We start from the raw sequence: 21,707 nt of genomic DNA, 5'->3' as shown, positions 1-21,707 counted from the left end.
TACCGCGGCACTGCGCACCGAACGCACGTCCCGGCTCGCCCCCGAGAGGATGCATGACCCCTTTGCCCGGACGGGGAACCGCCGTTCATCCCCTCAGGTGGTAAATACGCCTGACCGTGCGGTGAGTGTGCGAGCGATTCGGGCCACGCACCACCGCCCGCCCCGCCGCCCCGTGCGCGTGTCCGGAAGGCTTCTGGCCGGGCATGGCGGGACGCCACATGCTGGGGGCGCACCCTCGGACCGCCACCCAGGAGTCAGCACGGTCACGCCCGTCGAGAGGTGGGGATCGGTGAACGAAACCGTGGCAACGGGTTCTCTGCGGGATGCGACGACGAGCGGGGAAGAGGTGCGTGCCTGTCTGGACGACTTCCTGGCGGCGAAGGCTTTCGACGCCGCCGAGCAGTCCCTCCCGGTCGAGATCGTTCACGTCCTTCGTGATTTCGTCTGTGACGGAGGCAAGCTCGTCAGACCCGAGTTGTGCCTGATGGGCTGGTGTGCCGCAGCCGGCGGTGGGCCGGCCCCGGCCCCGGTGGTACGGGCCGCCGCCTCGCTGGAGCTCTTCCACGCCTTCGCCCTCATCCACGACGACATCATGGATCGCTCGTCCACCCGCCGCGGCCGCCCGTCGCTCCACCGGCTCCTGGCGAACCGCTACGCAGCCGGCCGGGACGCATCCGACGCCGACCACCTGGGGACGAGTGCGGCGATCCTGGCCGGCGACCTCGCCCTGGCCTGGTCGGACGAACTGCTCCACGGCGCCGGCCTCGCCCCCGACCGGCTCCTGTGCGTGCTGCCGCTGATCGACGCCATGCGGGAACAGGTGATGTACGGGCAGTATCTCGACATCACCGCCCCGGGCTCCGCGGAACCGGGAAGCCCGGGGATCCCGCAGAGTCCGGGGGCCGATGCCGCCCTGCGCGTCGCGCGCTACAAGACCGGCACCTACACCTGCGAAGTTCCTTTGTGCATCGGTGCGACGCTGGCCGGGGCCACGGACGGCGTGCTGCAGGCGCTGTCCGCCTACGCACGGCCTTTGGGCGAGGCGTTCCAGCTGCGCGACGACCTGCTGGGGGTCTTCGGCGACCCTGCCGCCACCGGCAAGCCGGTCCTGGACGACCTGCGGGAAGGGCGGCACACGGTCCTGCTCGCCCTGGCCTGGCAGCGGGCCGACCCGGGCGCCCGTGCCGTCCTGCGTGCGGTGGTCGGCGCGGGCGGGATCACGGACGAGGAAGCGCTGGACGTACGGCACGTCCTGTGCGCCACCGGCGCTCGCGACGAAGTCGAGCAGATGATCGCCACCCGCCGCCACCAGGCCCACGAGGCCCTGCGGCAGGCGCGGTTGCCGACGGCAGTGACCGCCCGCCTGGCACGCGTGGCGGACGCCGCCACCCGTCTGCCGCAGTGCGGGGACGAAGACCCGCGCCGGAGCCGCACCGGCCGTGGAAGCGATACGCGATGACCCCGGCCCGGCTCCTGCGCGACGACGTCAGAACCAGTGCAGGCAGTAGGGAGCGCGGTCGGGGCGGAAGAGGGCGTCGGCGAGGGCGGCCGCGCCCGGGTGGTGGGCCCGTATGTGCCCGGCGCGTACGAGCGTGCCGGGGGCGGTGCCGCCGAGGTAGATCGAGCCCAGGTCGCGCACGTCCAGGGACAGGTCGGGCTCCCGGTCCGTCGGGACGCAGTCGGCCGTGCCGTCCCGGACGGTCAGCAGGTAGCGGCCGTGCTCGCCGAGGAACGGGTCGTCGACGTCGAGGACGAGCTCGCCGTCGGCGAACCAGCCGCGTGCGCTCAGCGCACGCGGGATGTCCAGCAGCCGCACCCAGAGCCAGTCCGTGTGCTCGCTCACCTGGCCTGCGCGGAAGTCCGCGAGCTGCCAGCGCAGCGGGTGCTCGGCCGGGAGCCGCTTGAACACGACCTGGGTGACCAGGTCGTGTCCGAGCACGAACCGGGCCAGGGCCGTGAAGACGGCGTCATCGGCGGCGATGACCTCGTCGACCGTCAAGGTGCCCGACTCGACCGTGTAGCTGGCATACCCGTCCGGGACGCCCCCGGCGTCCCGGTGGACGGCGACATGGCGCGGCGCCGCGGAGATCGGGGGCTGCCCCGCGCCCAGGGCCCACCAGCGGTGCGGCCGGGACAGCGCGCCGGGCTGGGCGCGGCGGTAGCGGTCGTAGACGTCCTCCAGGATCCGGCCGCACTCGGCACGCCGCAGCAGCTCGACCGAGCCGGTGTCCGGACCGGCCGTCCCGCCCGCCCGGGGGACGGCGAGGGCGGCCCGGTGGCGCGGCACCGTCAGCCGCTGCATGGAGGTCGCCGGTCCGTAGCCGAACCTGCCGTAGATCGTGGCCTCGGAAGCCAGCAGTACGGACAGGAACTCCCCCCGGGCCCGCAGCTCGCCGAGCTGACGCCGCATCATGGCGCGCAGTACGCCGCGGCGGCGGTGCGAGGGCAGGACACCGACGGTGGTCACCCCTGAAACCGGGGCGAGGATCCCACCGGGCAGGGTGAGCTCGAAGGACAGCGCCCCGGCGGTTCCGACGGGCCGCCCGTCCGCGGTCACCGCGAGCAGACAGCGGTCCATTTCGAGCGCCGCCCACCACACCCCGCTGCCGTCCTCGGCCGGGGTGTCCGGGAAGGACCCGAACGCGGCATGAAACGTGTCGACGAAGACGCCGAGATCCTTGTCGGTCGTAGCACGGATCTCCATGACTGCCGCTGCCTCCCCCGGGATACCGGCACCACGCCGCATGGCGCCCCGCCAGAGTCCACCTCGGACCCACCGGCCGGTCAAACGATTTACGGCTCGCCCCGCGGCGGCGCGGAGGCCGGGCGCACCCCGAGCGGGTGGCCGGTGAGGCGTGCATGAGTGTCCGTCACCATGCGGAGGTAGGGGGCGACGAGCCCCGGTTCGTTCTCGGCGAGCGCCCGCCACAGGGGAGCCGCTTCGGCAATGGCGCCTTTCGCCTCTTCCTGTTGGGTGCCGGCGAGCAGCCGGGTCCTGGCGTACGCGCAGAGCGCGAAGGCGAGGTGGTCCTCGTGTGCCGCGCGGTGGCGGGCGGCCAGGCCGCGGCTGAGGGAGACCGCCCGGGCGGTGGCGTCCAGGGCCTGCGGGTGCCGGCCGGCCTCGCTCAGCCTCAGGGCGTGGTGGGCCAGGGCCCAGACCAGGACCGGTTCGCCGGCCGCGCCTGCGGTCGTCGCCACCTGCTCGGCCACGGCCAATGCCTCCGCGGAGACGTCGAAGGCGGAGACCTCGAAGGCGGAGACGTCGAAGGCTTCGTCGTGCGCCGGTGCGGCGAGTGCCAGGAGGCGGCCGAGGTCGAGCAGCACGAGGGCCAGCACACGGCCGTGGGCGCGGTCGGCGTCCGTCAGGTCGCGGGCGATCCCGAGGGCCTTCCGGGCGTGCGCGAGGCCCTCGGGCACCCGGCCGCCTTCCACGAGGTGCACGCCCAGGCCGGAGCGGGACAGGCTGCGGACGACCTCGCGTGCGTCGGTGGGCGGCAGGGCGTCCGCGACGGTGACGGCCCGCCGCAGGGTCTCCTCGGCCTCCCGGCGGCCGGCGTTGTGCTGGAGGCAGCCGAGGACCCACAGCGCGTGCGCGAGTGGGCCGTGGTGCGCGAGGTCGCCGAGCAGTCCGGTCGCCTCCTCGGCGACGGGCAGCGCCTCGGCACGCCGTCCCGCCTCGATCAGGTACGTCGTCAGGCAGGACAGGGCCGGGAGCAGCCGGGGCGACGGCTCGGCGGAGCCGTTCCCGGTCGGTCGCCGGAGCGCGGTGACGGCTCGGCGCATGACGCGCGCCGCGTCGTCGGGGCGGCCCGCCGCGGAGAGCTGGGTGCCGAGGACGAACAGTTCCTCGCCGTACGCCGGCGCGGGGCCGGCGTCCTGCTCCCGCTCCAGCCCCAGCAGACGGCCGCTGACCTCGATGGACTCCTCCAGTACGGTCAGTGCCTCGGCCGCCTGCCCGGCCCGGGACCGCATGAGCCAGAGACCGGACAGGGCCCTGGCGAACCCGCGCGCATACCCGCCCGCGTCCTGCTGGGCGCCGTCCTGGTGTGCGCCGTCCTGCCCTGCGCCGTCCTGTTGTACGCCCTCCTGCTGTACGCCCTCCTGCTCTACGAGGCCGCGGTACAGCTCCACCGCTTCGGCTGCGTCGGCCACGGCGTCCTCGGTGCGTCCCGTGTCGCACAGGCAGTGCATCCTGGCCAGCAGGGCGCCCGCCAGGGCGGCCCGCGACCTGCCGGCCGGCTCCGCCGTCGCCCGGCGGCGACGGATGCGGACCACCTCGTCCAGCGCCGCCAGGGCCTCGTCCGGCCGTCCGAGGGTGTTCAGCCGGACCGAGAGGTTGTGCAGGGAGCCCGCCAGGTCGTCGAGCGGGGCATCGGGGCGCTGCCGGGCGAGCGCACGGTAGAGGCCGACCGCCTCCTCGCCGGCCCGTACGGCGTCCTCCGGGTGCCCCGTCTCCTCCAGTTGGGTGGCCCACGTGTCCAGGCTCATGGCGAGATCGGCCCTGAACGCCCCGGGTTCCGCCGCGAACAGGGCCCGGTAGAGGCCGACCGCCTCCCGGGCGGCCTCCAGCGCGTCGGCCGGCCGCCCCGCGTCGTTCAGGCGGTGGGCGTAGGTGTTGAGGGCGTTGGCGAGCCGGTGTCCGAACCCGGCGGGTTCCTGGTCGGCCAGGCGCCGGTAGAGGCCGACGGCCTCGTCGGCCCGTGCCAGGGCTTCGTCCGGGCGTCCCGCCTCGGCCAGGTCGATGGCGAGGGAGTGCACGCTGAGCGCGAGGTCGGCGAGGTAGGTGCCGGGACGTTCGTCGGCCAGTCGGCGCCGGATCCCGACGGCCTCCTCGGCCGCCTCCAGCGCGTCGTTCGGCCTGCCCGTGAGGTGCAGGCAGGCGGAGTACGTGCCCAGGCTGCGGGCGACCCCGTTGCGGAAGGCGTCGGGACGCCGTTCGGCCAGGGACCGGTAGTGGGTGACGGCCTCCTCGCTCACCGGCAGTGCCTGTCCGATGCGCCCGCACTCCATCAGCCAGATGGCCCGGTTGTTCAGGGCGGAGGCGAGTTCCGGCAGGGCGTCCTCGCCGCGTTCCGCGGCCAGTTCCCGCCGGATGCCGACTTCCTCGTCCATGGCCGACAGCGCCGCCTCGGGGCGGCCCAGCTCGCCCTCCGCCTGGGCGAGGGCGCCCAGGCCGTGCGCCAGGCCGGAGCGGAACTCGTGTCCGCCCGACGGGGCGAGACGCAGTTCGCGGTAGATCCTCACGGCGTCCTGGGCGGGCGGCAGGGCCTCTTCGCGCTTGCCCAGGGCGCGCGCGGTCAGCGACAGGTTGTGCAGGACGGCGGCGAGGTGCGGCCGGTAGGCGGCCGGATCCTCCTGCGCCAGCCGCCGGTAGAGCGCGACGGCCTCGCCGGTGGCCTCGTACGCCTCCCGGGTCCGTCCCACATCGCCGAGGCGGCCGGTCAGCCGGCGCAGCATCAGGGCCAGGGCGGGCAGGCAGGCGGGGTCCTGGCGGGCCAGCTCGCGGTGGATCCCGGCGAGCCGCTCGGTCACCTTCGCGGCCAGGGGGCCGAGCGCGTGCGTCGGGCGCGGCAGGCGGTCGGCCAGTTCCTGCAGCGCCTCCGGCGTGGCACCCGGCTCGTCGGCCAGCCGGTCCAACGCCGACACCAGCGGCTCCGGCCGCTCGACCCGCGTGGCGACGTCGACGGCAGGGTGCGCCAGCACGTCCCGACGGCGCACGCACAGCTCGGTGAGGTGTGCATCGAGGGCATCGCGGTGGGCGGGGTGGGCGGCCGCCCGGGCGTAGACGGTGAGCAGCTGGGTGATCTGGGCGTCGGTGAGGCCGGACGCTCCGCGGTCGTCCTCCGTGGTGCCGCCGCCGAGCAGGTCGTGCGGGAGGTCGTGGTTCTTGGTCAGCCGCTCTCCGACGAAGTATTCGGCCAGCCGGTCCGGTCGCAGGGATCCCCACGCCCTGCCGTCGCGGGGCGGGTAGAGCGCGGCGATCCGGCCGGTGAGGGCCCGGTGGCAGGCTCGTCCGCGATCCTTGAGGTAGGAGATGCGACCCAGCAGGGCCTCCCCTTGGGAGGGGGTGTCGGCGCCGCACAGGAAGGCTGCGGCGAGAGCGTCCTTGAAGGTCTCCACGTCCGGCATCAGGGGGTGCTGCTGGGTGGTGTTCGGCCAGTAGGCGGACTCATGGTCGAGCAGTCGCCGTTCCACGCGCACGGTCCTGCGGCCGTCGGCGACGACCGGCCGTTCGGCTGCGCCGCGCACCGCCTCGTCCAGGAGGTCGGCCAGCGCGGTCATGTGCAGGGTGAGCGCCATGTCCAGCCCGGCGCCCTTCAGCCGGTCGGGCCTGCGGCGCGCGGCGTCGGTCACCGCCGCGGCAACCTTCGGCCATGCATGGTGCTGCTGCCGGGGTACGTGCGACAGGGCCCGGGCCAGATGCTCCACGGCATCCCGGTAGGCCTCGGCGCGGCCTTCGGGGTGCGGTTCCAGGGGTGGCAGCGGGGTTTCGATCATGTCGTCGAGGAGGTCCCGGGTGTCGCTGTTCGCCCGCCGCGCGGGCTGCCACCAGTCGTCGTCGGCGGTGCGGGCGAGCAGGAGCACTTTGAGCGGCGTCGCGAGGGGGCGGGCGACGATCAGCGTGAGCAGGGCGGTCAGCTGCTCGATGCGCGTCTCGGCGTAGTCGAGGACCACCAGCAGTGGAACGGCCGTGTCTCCGAGCACCGCCATGTCCTCGGCCTTCGCATCGCGCTGCAGCCACACCACCGCCGAGCGCTCGGCCTCCAGCCGGGCCGTCAGTTCCAGGGCCAGGCGGGTCTTGCCCTGTCCTCCGGGCCCGTGCAGGAGACGCACGTCGAGGCCGGGCTCCTTGAACCACTGCTGCAACTCGGTCAGCAGCTCTTCGCGGCCACGGAAGGGCACCACCGCGTGCCCGGCCTCCAGCAGCGCCGCGGGCGAGGCCGGTAAGGTGCGCGCCGGCGAACGGTTACCGCTGCGGGACGACAGATTCGCCCACTCCGCCGGTTCGAGTACGCTCCCGACGCCGTACTCCTCCAGGATCCGGCGGAAGTTCTCGTCGCCGAGCAGTACGTAGGCCGGCGCGACTTCCAGCCGGGTGTGCCGGAATCCGCCGAAGTCCCTGCAGATCACCCCGGTGAGAAGCCCGTTGCAGAGCATGGCGGCACCCGACAGGCCCGCCCAGGGCGAGACGGCACGCCCGAACCGGTCGGTGCATGCGACGACCTGATCCTTGACGCGCATGAGGTGCCGGTTGTTGACGGATCCGTCGGCCCGGTTGACGGTTCCCTCCACGTGCAAAAGCTCCACTGCCGGGTAGTCCCCCTGGACGACGGCCGGCAGGCCCCAGGTCACGCAGTCGGTCCGGGGCCGGTGGGTGACGAGCCGCCCCCACCGAACGGGTGCGACCGGCCACGGCGTCCCTTGGGCATCCGGATGCCCGTCGCGAAACCGCAGGAGGGCCGCGTCGTCGCATCCCGCGGGTGTTCCCCGCCAGACCACCGTCGCGTCGTACTGCCCGGCCCGGCCGGGACGGAAGAAGGTCGCCGCCCCGCCCACCGCCGGCACGACGTGTGCCGAGGTCAGGACGAGGCCCGGGGCGATGACGTACCCCGACCCCATCCCCTCGGGCCCGTCCACCCCGACCACCAGAGCATCGCTCACCGTGCTGTCCCCCCGTGGGTGAATCTCCCGCGCCCGCGGACGGGCCCGGCCTCGTGCCCTTCGGCGCGTCAGTTGTCCATACGGCCGGACACGTCACCCGGCCCGGGCGCCGCGAGCCGGGGCCGGTGGATCAGGACGCTCCCGGAGGGACCCTGCGGCGTCAGCGCCACCTTGACCCGGTGGGTACGCCCCCGGGCCAGCCCGGCCTCGCCGTCGCCGGCGACCACCCAGGCTCTGAACCCCGCCTTCGCCTTGGCGTCGTGGCGGAGTTCGACGGTGAATTCCAGCTCGATCGGGCCGACCTGGAACGTGATTTCCTGCCCGCTGCCCCGGGCCGCCGCCTCGGTCAGCTCGTCACGCAACGCGGCCACGGCCGCCGCCAGTTCGATCTCCATGCCTGTGCCTCCCCCGTGCATGGCTGCAGCCCCGGCGGGTCCCGCCGGAGACTCCCTCGACGGTACAGGCGCGACGGCGGAGCGAGGCGGGATTCGCTTACTCACCCCGAACAACCAGCGTAGGCACGCCCCGCGGACCCCGGCAAACGCAGACAAATCCGCAGTAGTTGCGGGCGATAACAGCATTCCGTAACGCTTGACACCCCACCCGCCCCAGGGCGCACCGTGAAAGGAGATACCCGTTGAGGTACCAGTGAGGGATGTGAGGCCATGCCCTCCGACGACAGCCACAATGACAAGATCCTGCGCGTCCGGGTCACGGCCAAGGACGCGGACACGCTCCGCGCGCTCCTTCGCGACGAGCGCCCCGACGTCGGAGGCCGTCCCCGCACCGATGCGGACGGCAGAGTCGGCATCGACGCCTACGTGCCCGCGGGGAAGGCCGAGGCGCTGGAGCACCCGGGGGTGACCGTGACGGTGGTGGCCGACGCCACCGCCACCGGCAAGGCCCGCCAGGCCGAGGTCGGGGAGGGCGACCGGTTCGCCGATCCCTCGACCGTTCCGCACGGGCTGGGCGACAAGGTCGAGGACTGATCCGGTGAGGTTCCCATGCCGGCCAACGCAAAGTACTTCAACACCACCGAGGTCGACTCGGCCGTGGTCCGCCTGGCAGGCGCGTACCCGGGGCTGAGCCGACTCGTCGCACTTCCCGAGCCGTCGGTCGAGGGCGTGACGTGTCACGCCCTCGAAGTCGGTTCCACGCCCGACGGGGGCAGGGACTGCGTCGTCCTGACGGGCGGGGTGCACGCCCGGGAGTGGGGCAGCTGCGAAGTCCTCGTCCACCTGGCGGCCGACCTCCTGGAGGCCTACCAGGGCGGCACCGGGCTCGCCTACGGCGGCACACGGTTCGACGCGGCGCAGGTACGGACGTTGCTGGACGGGCTGTCCGTCGTCGTCTTCCCGCTCGTCAACCCCGACGGCCGCCACTACAGCCAGACCGCCGACCCGATGTGGCGCAAGAACCGCAGACCCGCCCCCGCGGGTGGCGGTCCGGCCTGCGTCGGCGTCGACATCAACCGCAATTTCGACTTCCTCTTCGACTTCGCCACCGCCTTCGCCCCGGGCGCCGGGCCGCGGGTCACCGACGACCCGTGCGACTACCAGACGTACCAGGGCCCGCACCCGTTCTCCGAGCCCGAGACGCGCAACGTCCGCTGGTTGCTGGACACTTATCCGGGCACGCGGTGGTTCGTCGACGTGCACAGCTATTCCGAGGACATGCTCTACATCTGGGGCGACGACGAGAACCAGTCGGCGACCCCTGCCCAGAACTTCCGGAACCCCTCCTTCGACGGCAAGCGCGGCCTGCCCCACGACTCCGCGTACGCGGAGTACATCCCGAAGGCCGACGCGGACACCGCCCTCGACCTGGCCCGGGAGTTCTGCGCGGGGCTGCACGGCGTCCGCGGGGCCACGTACAAGCCGATGTCCGGCTTCCACCTGTACCCGACCTGCGGGACCAGCGACGACTACGCCTACTCCCGGCACATCGTGGACGACGGCAAGGGCAAGATCCTCGCCTTCACCGTCGAGTGGGGCAAGGAGGACCCGGCCTCGGACGCCGCGAGCTTCCACCCGCCGTGGGCGGAGATGCGGCGCATCATCAAGGACGTCGACGCGGGGCTCGTCCAGTTCTGCCTGGCCGCGTTGAAGACCTGAGCCGGCAGTCGGGAGGAGCCCGCGGTCGACGAGAAGGTGTCGGTGATTCCCATGGGTTCGACCAAGATCGTGGTCGTCGACTACGCCGCCATGCGGCACAAGGGGTACACGGAGGCGGGCCTGGCGTCCGTTCGCGACGCCCTGGCCGGCCTCGTCGAGGCCGACCAGGGCCGCGGGCTCGACACCACCGTGGTCGACATCGGCAGCCCGGACGACATGGTCGGCTACGGCGCCCCGGCGGTGACGGACCCCGCCGACGCCCGGCAGAACAAGGACGCCGTCGACGCCGTCTGCCACGCGGCCGGCCCCGACTACCTGATGCTCCTGGGGAGCCGCGACGTCATCCCGCATCTCCAGCTGAAGAACCACGCCCCGGACGACGACCCCGTCATCCCCAGCGACCTGCCGTACGCCTGCGAGACCCCGTACACGGCCGGAGGCCAGGAGCCGGGCCACTACACCGGCCCCAGCCGCGTCGTGGGCCGCCTGCCCGACGTGACCGGCGGGCACGACCCGGCCTACCTGACCGGTCTCCTCGGACGTGCCGCTGCCGCCGCACCCGCGGACCGCGGGCGGTACCAGGGCTACTTCGGGCTCTCCGCCGCCGTGTGGGAGAAGTCGACGCGCGAGAACCTCGCTACCCTCTTCGGCGACGCCACCGCCCTGCACCTGGTCCCGCCCGGCGGATCACCCTGGCAGCCCGGCCCCCTCGCCACCAGGAGCCACTTCGTCAACTGCCACGGCGCGGCCAGGGACCCCCAGTGGTACGGGCAGGGCCCCGCCGGCTACCCCGTGGCCCTCAAGGCCGGCGACGTCGACCAGCACCTGACCGACGGGACGGTCCTGGCGGCCGAGTGCTGCTACGGGGCCGAGCTCTACCCACCCGCGAGCGCCCCGCACCTGCCGCTGTGCAACACCTACCTCCGCAGCGGCGCCCTGGTCTTCTTCGGCAGCACGACCATCGCGTACGGGCCCGCCGACAGCTGCGACCAGGCCGACCTCATCACCCAGTACCTCATCCGGGAGCTGCTGCAGGGCCAGTCCTGCGGCTACGCCGCGCTCAAGGCACGGCTGGACTACGTGAAGCTCAAGGCCCACCTCGACCCGGTGGACCTCAAGACCCTCGCGCAGTTCGTCCTCCTCGGCGACCCCTCGGTCCAGCCGGTGCAGGCCCCCGCCAAGCTGGTCGCCGGTACGGACCAGGGCGCCGCCAGGACCCAGCGCCGCCGCGAGGCCCGGCTCGCCGCCCACGTGCTGCAGCAGTCCGTCTCCGTACCCAAGCCCCTCCCCGGTACCGAACGGGAGCCCGGGCTCGCCTTGCGCCTGCGCGAGGTCGCCGAGCGGCACGACCTGCCGCCGACCGCCTCCGTGTCCTCGTTCGCCGGGGTCTGGAAGCACGAGGGCGAGGCACACAAGTCCTTCGGGCAGCCGCCCCGCCAGCACCTCCTGCACGCCCAGCGCGACCCCGGCGCACCGGTGCGCACCGACGTCGTCGTGGTCGTCCGCGAACAGGACGGCAACATCGTGTCCGTGGACGAGTACGAGGCCCGGTGACCCGGTGACGACGAGACGCCTGCGCGGCCGGCTCTCCTACGAGCGCGTCGACGTGGGCTCCAAGAGCGAACGCGACGCGCTCGTCCTGCACACCGGCGAGAACGACTACGTGGTGCGACTGCCGGGCACGAACCCCTTCGAGACGAGCGAGGTGAGCCACCTCGCCGGCCGCGAGATGGAGGCCGAGGGCGAGGTCGACGGGCAGTACTTCTTCGTCACCGACTGGACGGCCGAAGGCGAGAACTAGGTCCGGTCCGGCGGATTCCCGTCACGGGGCGCCCCGTAGGGGCGCGGGGAACTGCGCGACAAGTCACGACGCACCCGCAGACGGGGTGCCGTCTCGCGCCCACGCGGCGGCAGCCGCAGACCGACACAGCCTCGCACCCCCGTGGGGCGCCGGTACTACCCGCCCTGGCCGGACAGCGCCGCAGGCCCGGCACCCGTCCGCCGCAGGAAGTCGACCAGGGCGGCAGCGAGTTGTTCGGGCTGGTCCTCGGGAACAAGCGTGGACGAGTCGGCGATCTCGACGAGCCGGCCCTGCGGGTAGAGCTCCGCCAGCCGGGGGCCGTGCTCGCGCGGCATCAAGGGGTCCTCGGTGGCCCAGACGACGAGAACGGGCCGGTCGAACGCGCTCAGTTCCCGGCTCCAGGCCAGCAGCGTCCCGCGATCGGGCGCGGACGTGGCGAACTTGACGAAGTCCCTGCGAATGGCCTTGCTGCGGGCCGCGGGGGCGAACCAGTCCGCCATGATCTCGTCCGGGACGCCCCGGCGACTCATCCCGCCGTACCCCTTGGGGTGCGCGCGGACGGCCGGAATGCGCATCAGCTGGGTCAGAAGCCGGGCACCGCCGGGGATTTTGCACACGGCGGCCAGCGCCTTGGCCGGTCCCGGGGGGAAGTTGTCGAACGCCTCGCAGGCCACCAGCACCAGCCGGGCGACCCTGCGGCCCTGCTCCTCCAGGACCAGGAACTGGCCGCCGCCCCAGTCGTTGAGGACGAGCGTCACGTCGTCCAGCCCCAGCCGTTCGATGAACTCGCCCAGCAGCCGGGCAACGCCGCGATGGGAGAGGTCGGCGTCCGGGTTCATCGGCCGGCGGTGACCGCCCAGGGGCAGCGTCGGCAGGATGCAGCGGTAGCCGTCCAGCAGCGGTACCACCTTGCGCCACTGCCTTCCGTCCATCGGGAGACCGTGGCCGAACACCAGCACGGGCCCGTCCCCGCCGGTGTCCTGGTAATCGATCGGCCCGTACGACAGCTCGATTTCCGGCATGGAACCCCCTTGATAGATTGTTCTACTGGAACGTAGCGCGGGCGGGGCGGAAATGCCAAGGACTCGGTACGCAAAGGGTGATGGGGCATGGGACAGGGCGAGCCGGACACGCGAGCCAGGATCCGCAACGCCGCCACGGCGCTCTTCCGCCGCAACGGCTACTCGGGCACCGGACTGAAGCGGATCGCGGCGGAAGCGGACGCGCCCTTCGGTTCGATCTACCACTTCTTTCCCGGCGGCAAGCAGCAACTGGCCGAGGACGCGATCCGCACGGCCGGCGCCGCGTACGGCCACATGGTGCTGGCCTTGCTGGACAGCGTTGCCGACCCCGTCGAGTCCGTCGTGCACGCCTTCGAGCAGGCCGCGGAGAACCTGGCCGCGACCGGGTACGCGGATGCGTGCCCGATCGCGACGGTGGCATCGGAGGTCGCCGGGACCAACGACGTGCTGCGCGTGGCGACGGCGGAGGTGTTCGCCGAGTGGGTCGGCGCAGCCGGGCAGTGGTTCGCCCGATGGGTGCCCGACCCCGACGAGGCACGGTCGCTCGCCTACTCGTTGATCATGAACTTGGAGGGCGCGTTCATCCTCGCCCGGGCCGCGCGCGACCCGGAACCCCTGCGCGTGGCGGGCCGATCGATGGCCGAGCTGCTGCGCGCAGCGATCAGTCGCACCGACCGGTGAGGGTCGGCCGGGGCGACCCGGCCACCATGTCCTCGATGAGGTCGGCGGCGCGCGGCGTCCCGCCCTCCGCCCGGGCGCCGGCGCGCAGCCGTGCCGAGCGGCGGGCGACCTCCGCGTCGGCGAGCAGGTCGTGCAACGCGCCTCGTAGCGTGTCGGCGGTGGCTTCCGCGGTGTCGATGCGGCGGGCCACGCCCAGTTCCACGAGCCGGTCGGCATTCATGAACTGCTCCGCGGCCTGCGGAACGGCGATCATCGGGACGCCTGCCAGCAGTCCCTCGCCGCAGCCGCCCATACCGGCGTGGGTGACGAAGGCGTCCGCCTGCTCCAGGATCGCCCGCTGCGGCACCCAGGAGTGCACCTCGACGTTGGGCGGGATGTCGCCGAGTTCACGCGGGTCGGTGTACGTGCCGATCTGGAGGACGACGTGCCAGTCGGGCAGGTTGCCGTAGGCCGCCAGGCACGCGCGGTAGAAGGCCGGTTGACGCGTGTACGCCGAGCCCAGGGAGATCAGCAGCACGTTCGCGGCGTCCGCCGGACGGGTCCAGCCGTCCGCGTCCGCCGCCCGGTCGAAGCAGGGCCCGACGAAGGTCACGGCGGCGGCGTCGACCCGGTCGGCGTGCGGCTGCATCGCCCGGGGGATGAGCGCCAGGGCGCGCGCCGGGCGACCCGAGAAGGCGTCCACGTCGGTCGTGCAGGCCCCGCAATCGGCGAGCCACCGGGCGAACTTCGCCCGGTAGGCGTCGGCGCCCGGCAGCCGGCGCAGGTACGCCGCGACGTCCTGGTCGTAGCCGTCCCAGGCCACGAACGTCGGGGACAGCTGCAGGAGGGGCCGGTCCTGCGATTCGGCGAGGGCGCGCGCGGCGTAGGCGCCGATGTCGTACAGGTACAGGTCCGCCGGGTCGTGGTCGTAGGCGGCACGCAGCTGGGGCAGCGCCTGGACGGCGTCGTCGAGGAAGAGGCCCATGGCGGCGATGGGGTCGTCGGGCCAGTTGTTGTCGGCGACCGGCAACCGGGAGGTGCAGGGGACGAGTTCGGCGCCGGTCGCCGTGATCAGGTCGGCCACCGCGGGGACCGCCGGATCGTTGGCGTAGGTCACGCGGTGCCCGCGGGCCACCAGCTCGCGGATGACCGCAAGACTCGGCAGGACGTGGCTGACAGCCGGGATGCCGACCATGGCGATATGGGCACGGGGACGGGACATGGGGCTCACTCATTTCGGGTCTACGGCGAGAAGGGCACGGCAAACCCGCCCGCGGGGGCGGGCGCACCTGAACGTGCGGGAAGGAGACCGGGGTGCTGCCCGGACCCTGTCAGCCGTAGATCTGAGGAAGCTGCATGCCTGCGACCCTAGCGGCAGCAGAGAGCGCTCGGCACGGCATTTTCTGCCGACGCCGGTGCCGGTGCCTCTGCGGCTGCCGCCGCGTGGGCGCGACACGGCACCCCGTCTGCGGGCGCGCGGTGGCTTGTCGCGCAGTTCCCCGCGCCCCTACGGGGCGCCCCGTAGGGGCGCGGGGCAGTGTCGATCTGCGGCTGCCGCCGCGTGGGCGCGATCGGCCACCGACGGCCCGCAGTCGACAAGCGACCCCGGGGCCCGGGCGAAGCCCGGCGCCCGCGACGATGATTCGCCGGAGCGGCCCTAGGAGTCGCGCCTCACCATGTCGCACAGCCGTCGCGCAGCCACCGTCGCCCCGTCCGTGCGGATCGTCCCGGCCACCTCCTTCGCCCGCACGCGGGTCTCGTCGGCCAGGGCAGTCCCCAGCACGGCCGAGAGCGAGTCGAAGGTCGGGGTCGGGCCGTCGTGCGCCGCGCCGATGCCGAGATCGGCCACCCGGGCGGCCCAGTAGGGCTGGTCCGCCATCTGGGGCACCACCACCTGGGGCGCACCGGCCAGCGCGGCTGTCGTCGTCGTGCCGGCGCCGCCGTGGTGCACGACGGCGGCCACCCGGCGGAACAGTGCCTGCTGGTTGACCTCGCCGACGGCGAAGCAATCGTCTGCTTCGTCGGTCAGTGCCAGGTCGGCCCAGCCGCGGGAGACCAGGACGCGGCGGCCCTGCGCGCGGACGGCCTCGACGGCGGCGTGGGCGACGTCCTGTGCGTCGCGCAGGGGCATGCTGCCGAAGCCCACGTACACCGGCGGTGTGCCCGCCTCCAGGAACGTCTCCAGGTCGGCCGGGAGCGGGCGGTCGTCCTGCCGGATCCACGCGCCGGTCCGGACGACGTCGAGGTCCGCCGGCTGCAGCCACGGGGCCAGGGTCGGGTCGGCCGCCAGCCACGGGCGGTCGGTGAAGACGTGGTCGCGGACGTTGTGCACCGCGGGCAGACCGATCGATGCCCGGTGGGTGTTGATCGCCGTGCCGAAGAGCTCGTTGAGGTTCTCCGTGTTCAGCTCCCACAGCACCCGGTTGTCCGTGACGTCCGGCGGGACCGGCCGGCCCGGCCAGGCGAGCGGCGGGTGGTGCGGGGAGGGCAGGTAGGTGGGGAAGTAGGCCACGAAGACGTAGGGGATGCCCAGCTTCTCGGCCACGGACCGTGCCGCGGCCGCGGCCGGGAGCAGGCCCGTCGCCACGACTGCGTCGCATCCCTCGGCCACCGCGGCGATCTCTTCGTACGTCGCGGCGACCATCCGGGCCGCGCGCTCGGGCAGGGTCTCCGCGGGCAGCGGCTTCGACGTGTCCGTCACGGCCTTGGTCGCCATGTCGCGCACCGACCGGCCGAGCGGCACCAGCGGGAGGCCGAACCCGTCCAGCAGTTCCGCGAAGTCCGGCGGCGCGCACACCTGCGCCTCGACGCCGAGCTCTCGCAGGCGCAGCGCGAGCCCCACCATCGGTTCGACGTCCCCACGCGACCCGTACGCCACCAACAACACACGCATTCCGTGCCCCCGTACCTTCGTCTTCCGGCATCCGTCGTCCGGCCCAGGTCGGTGATTCTGCGGCACGACCGGGGCCTTGCCACAAGCCCCCCTGCCCGCTATAAGTTGATCATGGAGAGGAGAAGACGCCCTCCCTTCGATGCAGCTCAAGTCCGGCGCGTCGAGAAAGCCCGACATGGCACACGCCGTGCCCGGAATTCCTCCGTCCGCTCGCTTGTTCCCGGTCACGGACAGCGGCTTTCCCTCACCCTGCTGGTCAGGGGCCGGACGAAAGGCGGACGATGCGGGCAGTCATTCACCATGGGCAGCCGGGCACCAGCGGACTGCGGCTGACAGAGGTCACCGAACCGGAACCCGGCACCGGCCAGGTCAGGGTGCGCCTGCGCGCCGCCGGGCTGAACCACCGTGATCTGTTCCTCATGGACGAACGAAGCGGCGCCGAAGCCCCGTTCATCCCCGGCTCCGACGGGGCCGGGATCGTCGACGCGGTCGGGAACGGCGTGAGCGGGGTCCGGGAAGGCGACGAAGTCCTGATCAACCCGACACTGGGCTGGGAGAAGACCTGCGACACTCCCGTCGTGCCGGAGATCCTGGGCGGCCCGACCGACGGCACTCTCGCCGAATCCGTCGTGGTGCCCGCCGCCAACATCGCCCGCAAACCGGAACACCTGTCATGGCCGGAAGCCGCGGCGCTCCCCATGGGGGCACTCACCGCCTACCGGGCGGTGTTCACACGAGGCGGGCTCCAGCCCGGGGAGCATCTCCTGGTGCCCGGGGTCGGAGGCGGTGTCGGAGGATGGGCGCTGCTCCTGGCCAAGGCCGCCGGGGCGCGGGTCACCGTGACGTCGCGGAAGGCGGACAAGCGGGAACGTGCCGTGCGCCTCGGTGCCGACCGGGCCCTGGACAGTGCGGCGGACTGGGCCGCCGCGCTCGGCGGCGCATCGGTCGACCTGGTGGTGGACGGGGTCGGCCCCGCGGTCTTCGACCAGTACCCGAAGGTGCTGCGCCCCGGCGGGCGTGTCGTCGTGTTGGGCGCCACGACGGGCACGGAGCTCCACGTTCCCTTGAGGGAGTTCTTCTTCCACCAGTTCAGTCTTCTGGGGACGTCCATGGGCAGCGCCGAGGAGTTCCGGCGGATGCTCGCTTTCGTCGAGCAGCACCGCATCCGTCCGGTGGTGGACAGTGTGTACGCGCTGGAGAACGTGGCGGAGGCGTACGAACAGATGGCGGCCGGCAGGCAGTTCGGCAACATCGTCGTGGTGCCCTGAGCGTACGGGCCTGCGCCGGAGCGGGGGTCTCCGGCGCAGGCGGTTTGGGGTGTCGGTCGGGGACGTGGCCACCGCCCCGTGACGACGGGTCAGTCGGTGGCGTCCTGCAGAACGGGCGCGGGCGCGGCCGGCGCGACGACGCTCTTGCCGCTGGAGCGTACGGCGGTGACCTGGAGCAGCAGGGCGAGGAAGCCGACTGCGGCCGCGCACAGCGGCAGGACGGCTCCGCTCCATCCGGCGGTGGCGCTGCCCGCGTTGGCCAGGGCGAAGACGGCGAGGGAGGCGAGAAGGCCCAGCCGGACGCCTGACGCGGACAGGAGAGTGGCGAAGATCGGGGAACGCATGGGGCACTGGGCGCCGTGGTACCGCGGACACCTCCCGTACGCCCTGCACGCGCTGACGCACGACACGGCAGGGGCCGGGGGCGAGGCGGAAGGCTTCGGCGTCGAGGACGGCCGGCCCGGTCCATGTCGCGCCGAACGAGGCCGGCGACTGGGTCGGCATCCATCTCTGACAGCCGCCTGCGGGCCCGCCCCGTCGGCACGGCACACGGTGTCCCCCTCCGCCAACGCCTGGCCCATCACCGCCCGTTAACGGCTTGTTGATCGTATATAGAGCGGCACCCGGGATGGTCGAGACCAGTACGCAAAGAACGTACCGCCCAGCCGGAAAGGTCTCGTAATGTCGCTCGCCATGTCGCCGAGAACGAACCGCCCGACCGTTACGCGCACCGCCTCCGCCGCAGCCGCCGTCCTCCTCGTCGCCGCCGGGCTCCTGGCCACCGGCGGTGCGGCCCGTGCCGCCGTGCCCGCGGCCGCCTCCGACACCCTCGTCAACGGCGGCGCCCTGTCCCCCGGTGCGAGCCTGACGTCCGGTGACACTCACCTCGTCATGCAGCAGAACGGCGACCTCGCCCTCTACACCACCGGTGCCGGCGGCGCCGGGGAGCGGCAGTTGCGCTGGCATTCCGGGACCACCGGCGAGGGCAACAAGGCCGAGCTGCGCGCCGACGGCGACCTCGTCGTCACCGCCCCGGACGGCGGCACGCTCTGGCAGAGCCGCACCGGCAGCGGCGACTGCCTGCACCTGCCGTGGACCAAGCTCACCGTCCGCTCCGGCGGCGACATGTCGATCCTGGCGACGACCGACAGCGAGGCCCCGTACGTCGTCCGGCTCTGGTCGGCCTCCTACGGGCTCCAGTTCCCCTGCGGTTCCTCCGCCCGGTGAACTCCCCCGCCGCGGCACTGGAATTCGCCCTGCTCGGCCCGGTGCGGGCCTGGTGCGACGGGCTGCCGGTCGACCTCGGGCAGCCGCGTTCGCACGAGGTGCTGGCGGTGCTGCTGGCCGCCGCCGGCCGGACGGTGTCGATGCCGCTGCTGGTGGACGCCGTGTGGGACGAGGCCGACCGGCCGGCCCGTCCGGAGCACTCGATCCGTACCCATGTGTGGCGGCTGCGCCGCGCGCTGGCCCGGCACACCGCCGAGCCGTTGCTCGTCACCGTCGGCGACGGCCGGATCGGCGGGTACGCGCTGCGCGTACCCGCCCATGCCGTGGACATCCGGGCCTTCGAGCGCGCCGCGGCCCGGGCCGAGGAGATCCGGGCCTCCGGCGGCACCGCCGGGCAGGCCCGCGAGGTGCTCACCAAGGCGCTGGACCTGTGGACGGGCGAGCCGCTGGCCGGGCTGCACGGACCGCACGCCCGGACGCTGCGCGCCCGTCTCCGGCAGACGCGGCAATCCCTGCTGGAGGCCCGGCTCGGCCTCGACGCCGAGCTCGGCGACCGGCCCCACCTGGCCGCCGAGGCAGGCGCCCTGGTCATGGAGTTCCCCGCCAGCGAGCGGTTGCGCGCGGTACAGATGCTGGCGCTGTACCGCGCGGGCCGCCAGGCCGAGGCGCTGGGCGTGCACGAGGACACCCGGTGCCACCTCGGCACCGCGCCCGGGGCCGAACTGGCCGCGCTGCACCAGCGGATACTGCGCTCCGACCCCGCCCTGCGGCTGCCCGAGGACGGCGGGCACCGGCCTTGCACGCCCGGTCCGGGCGGCTCCTTCCCCTCCCCCGTCCCCGGCTTCACCGGGCGCGAGGAACAGCTCCGGGACCTGACCGGGTTGCTGGCCAGGACGGACGCCTCGGCCGTCGTCGTCTCGGCGGTCAACGGCATGGCAGGCGTCGGCAAGACCACGCTCGCCGTGCACACCGCGCACGAACTCGGCGACGACGCGTTCCCGGACGGACGCCTGTACGTCGACCTGCGCGGCGCCGACGCCGAACCCCTGGACCCGCACCACGTGCTGGAGGGGTTCCTGCAGGGGTTGGGCGTCGCCGACGTGGACGTCCCCGACGACGCCGACGAACGCGTCGCGCTCTACCGCACCCTGCTGGCCGACCGCCGGATGCTCCTGCTGCTGGACAACGCGGCCTCCTGCGAGCAGCTCAGACCGCTGATCCCCGGTGCCGCCGCCTGTGCCGTCCTGGTGACCAGCCGCGCCTGGCTCACCGGACTTGCCGGGGCACGCCACCTGCGACTGGACGTCATGCCACCCGAGGACGCCCTCCGCCTGCTGCGGCGCACCGTCGGCAACCGCGCCGTGGACGCGGAACCGGAGGCCGCCGCAGCGCTCGCGGCCGCCTGCGGCCACCTCCCGCTCGCCCTGCGGATCGTCGCCTCCCGCTTGGCGGCCGAACCCGGCCGGCCGCTGGCGGACATGGTCCGGCGGCTGGCGGACGAACGCCGGCGCCTGGACGAACTGCGCAGCGGCGACGCCGCCGTGGACGCCGCCTTCGAGCTCTCGTACTCCACCCTCACCCCCGGGCAGGCCCGCGCCTTCCGGCGACTGGCGGTCCTCGACGTCCCCGACCTCGCCCTGCCGAGCGCGGCCGCCCTGCTGGGGCTGGGCACCGACGAGGCGGAGGAACTCCTCGAATCCCTCGTCGAACTCAACCTGCTGGAGTCGCACCGCCTGGACCGCTACCGGTTCCACGACCTCGTCCGTGCCTTCGCCCGGGCCCGGGGATCCCGCGAGGACTCCCCCGGCACGACGACCCGCGCCCTCGCCGGCCTGCTGGACTTCTGCCTGGCCACGGCCCGCAACGCCGACGCCGTCGCGCACTCCGCCGAGCCGGACGAACGCACGCTCATCGACGTCGTACCGGCCTCCCCCGGACTCCCCTTCGCCACCGCCCGGGAGGCCACCGACTGGATGCGCGAGGAGACGGCCCTGCAACGGGCGCTGATCGCCCGCGCCTGCGCCGACGACGGCCTGCCGCTGTCCCAGGCCGCCGATCTCCTCGACCGGCTCAACACGGTGCTCTCCGGCATCACCCACCTCACGGCGGTGGCGGAACAGGCCCGGCAGGTCGCCGAGGTCGCCGCCCGGCGCGGCGACCGGCCGTCCGAGGCCCTGGCCAGGTACGTGCGCGGAAACGCACTGTGGCACGCCAACGCCTTCCCCGAGGCCGAAACCGAACTCCACCGCAGCCTGGAGCTCTGCGACCCCGAAACCGACCTGCGACTGTGCGCCTCGGCTCATCTCACCCTGTGCGCCCACGCCCGGGTCCGCGGCCGTTTCGACGACGCGGTCGCGCACGGGGAGGCGTCCGTGCGCTTCTTCCGGACGCTGGGCGCGGCGACCGCCGAGGGCACCGCACTGGGCGAGCTGGCCTTCAACTACGCCCGCCAGGGCCGTGACTCGGAGGCGCGGGCGGCGGCCGAGCGCGGCGCGGAACTGCTCGGCGGGCAGGAGTCGGTGTCCAAGGCCATCGGCCTGTACTACCTGGCCCGGGTGCTGCGGCTGTGCGGGGACCGGGACGAGGCGCTGCGCCGGGCCGACACCGCCCTGCGGCTCTTCCGCACCCTGAACGTGTCCTCCTTCGAGGCCGCGTCGGGCAACCTGATCGCGGAACTCCACGCCGAGGAGGAGCGGTACGCGCTCGCGGCGCAGACCGCCGAGATGTTCCTGCCGCTCGCCCGCAAGGTCAGCACGATGCTGGAGGGCGGCCTGCTCCGCACGCTCGGCCGCAGCCTCGTCCACCTGGGGCAGCACGCCCGCGCCGGCGCCTGCCTGCGGGCCGCGCTGGAACTCTTCGAGGGCCTGCGGTCCGAGCAGGACATCGCGGAGCTCCGCGGGCTGCTGGAGCGAAACCGACTCGGACCACAAAGAACAAGCTGAGAACGTCTCACACAATGAGGGGATCGGTAACTGGTGCTGAGCCGAAGCGCGAGGGGCGTCCCCAAGGCAGGCTCGTTGTCACTTCGCATCGGAGCCTGGTTGTGGTTCCGGCAACGCC

16 protein-coding genes are annotated in these 21,707 nt (G+C 73.3%); 9 read left to right on the top strand and 7 right to left on the bottom strand.

Annotated features, from left to right (window positions below):
• The first annotated feature begins 289 nt into the window (after nt 1–289).
• On the top strand, nt 290–1,459 hold the full coding sequence (locus tag AC27L3_RS18380; protein ID WP_487235120.1) for a polyprenyl synthetase family protein: 1,170 nt from the start codon (nt 290–292) through the stop codon (nt 1,457–1,459).
• Nucleotides 1,460–1,486: 27 nt separating this feature from the next.
• Here AC27L3_RS18380 and AC27L3_RS18375 read toward each other — a convergent pair whose 3' ends face one another.
• From AC27L3_RS18375 to AC27L3_RS18365, 3 genes are all read right to left on the bottom strand, one after another.
• Nucleotides 1,487–2,704 carry a GNAT family N-acetyltransferase gene (locus tag AC27L3_RS18375; protein WP_487235119.1) on the bottom strand — a complete coding sequence of 406 codons (1,218 nt, stop codon included), beginning with the start codon at nt 2,702–2,704 and terminating at the stop codon, nt 1,487–1,489.
• 89 nt (nt 2,705–2,793) lie between these two features.
• Complete coding sequence (locus AC27L3_RS18370) at nt 2,794–7,662, bottom strand: tetratricopeptide repeat protein (RefSeq protein ID WP_487235118.1); 4,869 nt, start codon at nt 7,660–7,662, stop codon at nt 2,794–2,796.
• Between the two features lie 68 nt (nt 7,663–7,730).
• The gene (locus AC27L3_RS18365) at nt 7,731–8,057 is read right to left on the bottom strand and encodes a trypco2 family protein (protein ID WP_487235117.1); all 327 of its coding nucleotides are present in this window, start codon (nt 8,055–8,057) and stop codon (nt 7,731–7,733) included.
• Nucleotides 8,058–8,327: 270 nt separating this feature from the next.
• Here AC27L3_RS18365 and AC27L3_RS18360 point away from each other — a divergent pair, with 270 nt between their 5' ends.
• Genes AC27L3_RS18360 through AC27L3_RS18345 form a run of 4 tightly spaced genes read left to right on the top strand, consistent with a single transcriptional unit; the run spans nt 8,328 to nt 11,577 of the window.
• Complete coding sequence (locus AC27L3_RS18360) at nt 8,328–8,651, top strand: hypothetical protein (RefSeq protein ID WP_487235116.1); 324 nt, start codon at nt 8,328–8,330, stop codon at nt 8,649–8,651.
• Nucleotides 8,652–8,666: 15 nt separating this feature from the next.
• Nucleotides 8,667–9,776, top strand: a complete 1,110-nt coding sequence (locus tag AC27L3_RS18355; RefSeq protein WP_487235115.1) for a M14 family metallopeptidase — start codon at nt 8,667–8,669, stop codon at nt 9,774–9,776.
• A gap of 51 nt (nt 9,777–9,827) precedes the next feature.
• Nucleotides 9,828–11,330, top strand: coding sequence for a hypothetical protein (locus AC27L3_RS18350; protein WP_487235114.1), 1,503 nt, complete (start codon nt 9,828–9,830; stop codon nt 11,328–11,330).
• Between the two features lie 4 nt (nt 11,331–11,334).
• Nucleotides 11,335–11,577: a hypothetical protein gene (locus tag AC27L3_RS18345; protein ID WP_487235113.1), complete on the top strand. Its 243-nt coding sequence runs from the start codon at nt 11,335–11,337 to the stop codon at nt 11,575–11,577.
• Between the two features lie 155 nt (nt 11,578–11,732).
• On the opposite strand, the gene AC27L3_RS18340 is transcribed toward AC27L3_RS18345, so the two are convergent.
• Nucleotides 11,733–12,599: an alpha/beta fold hydrolase gene (locus AC27L3_RS18340; protein WP_487235112.1), complete on the bottom strand. Its 867-nt coding sequence runs from the start codon at nt 12,597–12,599 to the stop codon at nt 11,733–11,735.
• 87 nt (nt 12,600–12,686) lie between these two features.
• Between AC27L3_RS18340 and AC27L3_RS18335 the strand changes: the two genes are divergently transcribed.
• A complete protein-coding gene (locus AC27L3_RS18335) occupies nt 12,687–13,280 on the top strand; it encodes a TetR/AcrR family transcriptional regulator (RefSeq protein ID WP_487235111.1) in 594 nt (197 codons plus the stop codon).
• Here the strand turns inward: AC27L3_RS18335 and AC27L3_RS18330 are convergent.
• On the bottom strand, nt 13,261–14,481 hold the full coding sequence (locus AC27L3_RS18330; RefSeq protein ID WP_487235110.1) for a macrolide family glycosyltransferase: 1,221 nt from the start codon (nt 14,479–14,481) through the stop codon (nt 13,261–13,263). The genes AC27L3_RS18335 and AC27L3_RS18330 overlap by 20 nt on opposite strands.
• A 435-nt stretch (nt 14,482–14,916) precedes the next feature.
• The gene (locus tag AC27L3_RS18325; protein ID WP_487235109.1) at nt 14,917–16,152 is read right to left on the bottom strand and encodes a glycosyltransferase; all 1,236 of its coding nucleotides are present in this window, start codon (nt 16,150–16,152) and stop codon (nt 14,917–14,919) included.
• A gap of 281 nt (nt 16,153–16,433) precedes the next feature.
• On the opposite strand from AC27L3_RS18325, the gene AC27L3_RS18320 reads away from it, so the two are divergent.
• Nucleotides 16,434–17,420 (top strand): zinc-binding dehydrogenase, encoded by a 987-nt coding sequence (locus tag AC27L3_RS18320; RefSeq protein WP_487235108.1) that lies wholly within the window; start codon nt 16,434–16,436, stop codon nt 17,418–17,420.
• A gap of 89 nt (nt 17,421–17,509) precedes the next feature.
• Here AC27L3_RS18320 and AC27L3_RS18315 read toward each other — a convergent pair whose 3' ends face one another.
• Entirely contained in the window at nt 17,510–17,764 is a 255-nt protein-coding gene (locus AC27L3_RS18315; protein ID WP_487235107.1) for a hypothetical protein, read from the bottom strand.
• Between the two features lie 349 nt (nt 17,765–18,113).
• On the opposite strand from AC27L3_RS18315, the gene AC27L3_RS18310 reads away from it, so the two are divergent.
• Entirely contained in the window at nt 18,114–18,647 is a 534-nt protein-coding gene (locus tag AC27L3_RS18310; protein ID WP_487235106.1) for a hypothetical protein, read from the top strand.
• Nucleotides 18,644–21,589: an AfsR/SARP family transcriptional regulator gene (locus tag AC27L3_RS18305; protein WP_487235105.1), complete on the top strand. Its 2,946-nt coding sequence runs from the start codon at nt 18,644–18,646 to the stop codon at nt 21,587–21,589. Before AC27L3_RS18310 ends, AC27L3_RS18305 begins: the two co-directional genes overlap by 4 nt.
• Nucleotides 21,590–21,707: the final 118 nt, after the last annotated feature.

It is taken from the genome of Streptomyces sp. PKA51 (assembly GCF_057552455.1).
This window is presented reverse-complemented; position numbering and strand designations above follow the sequence as displayed.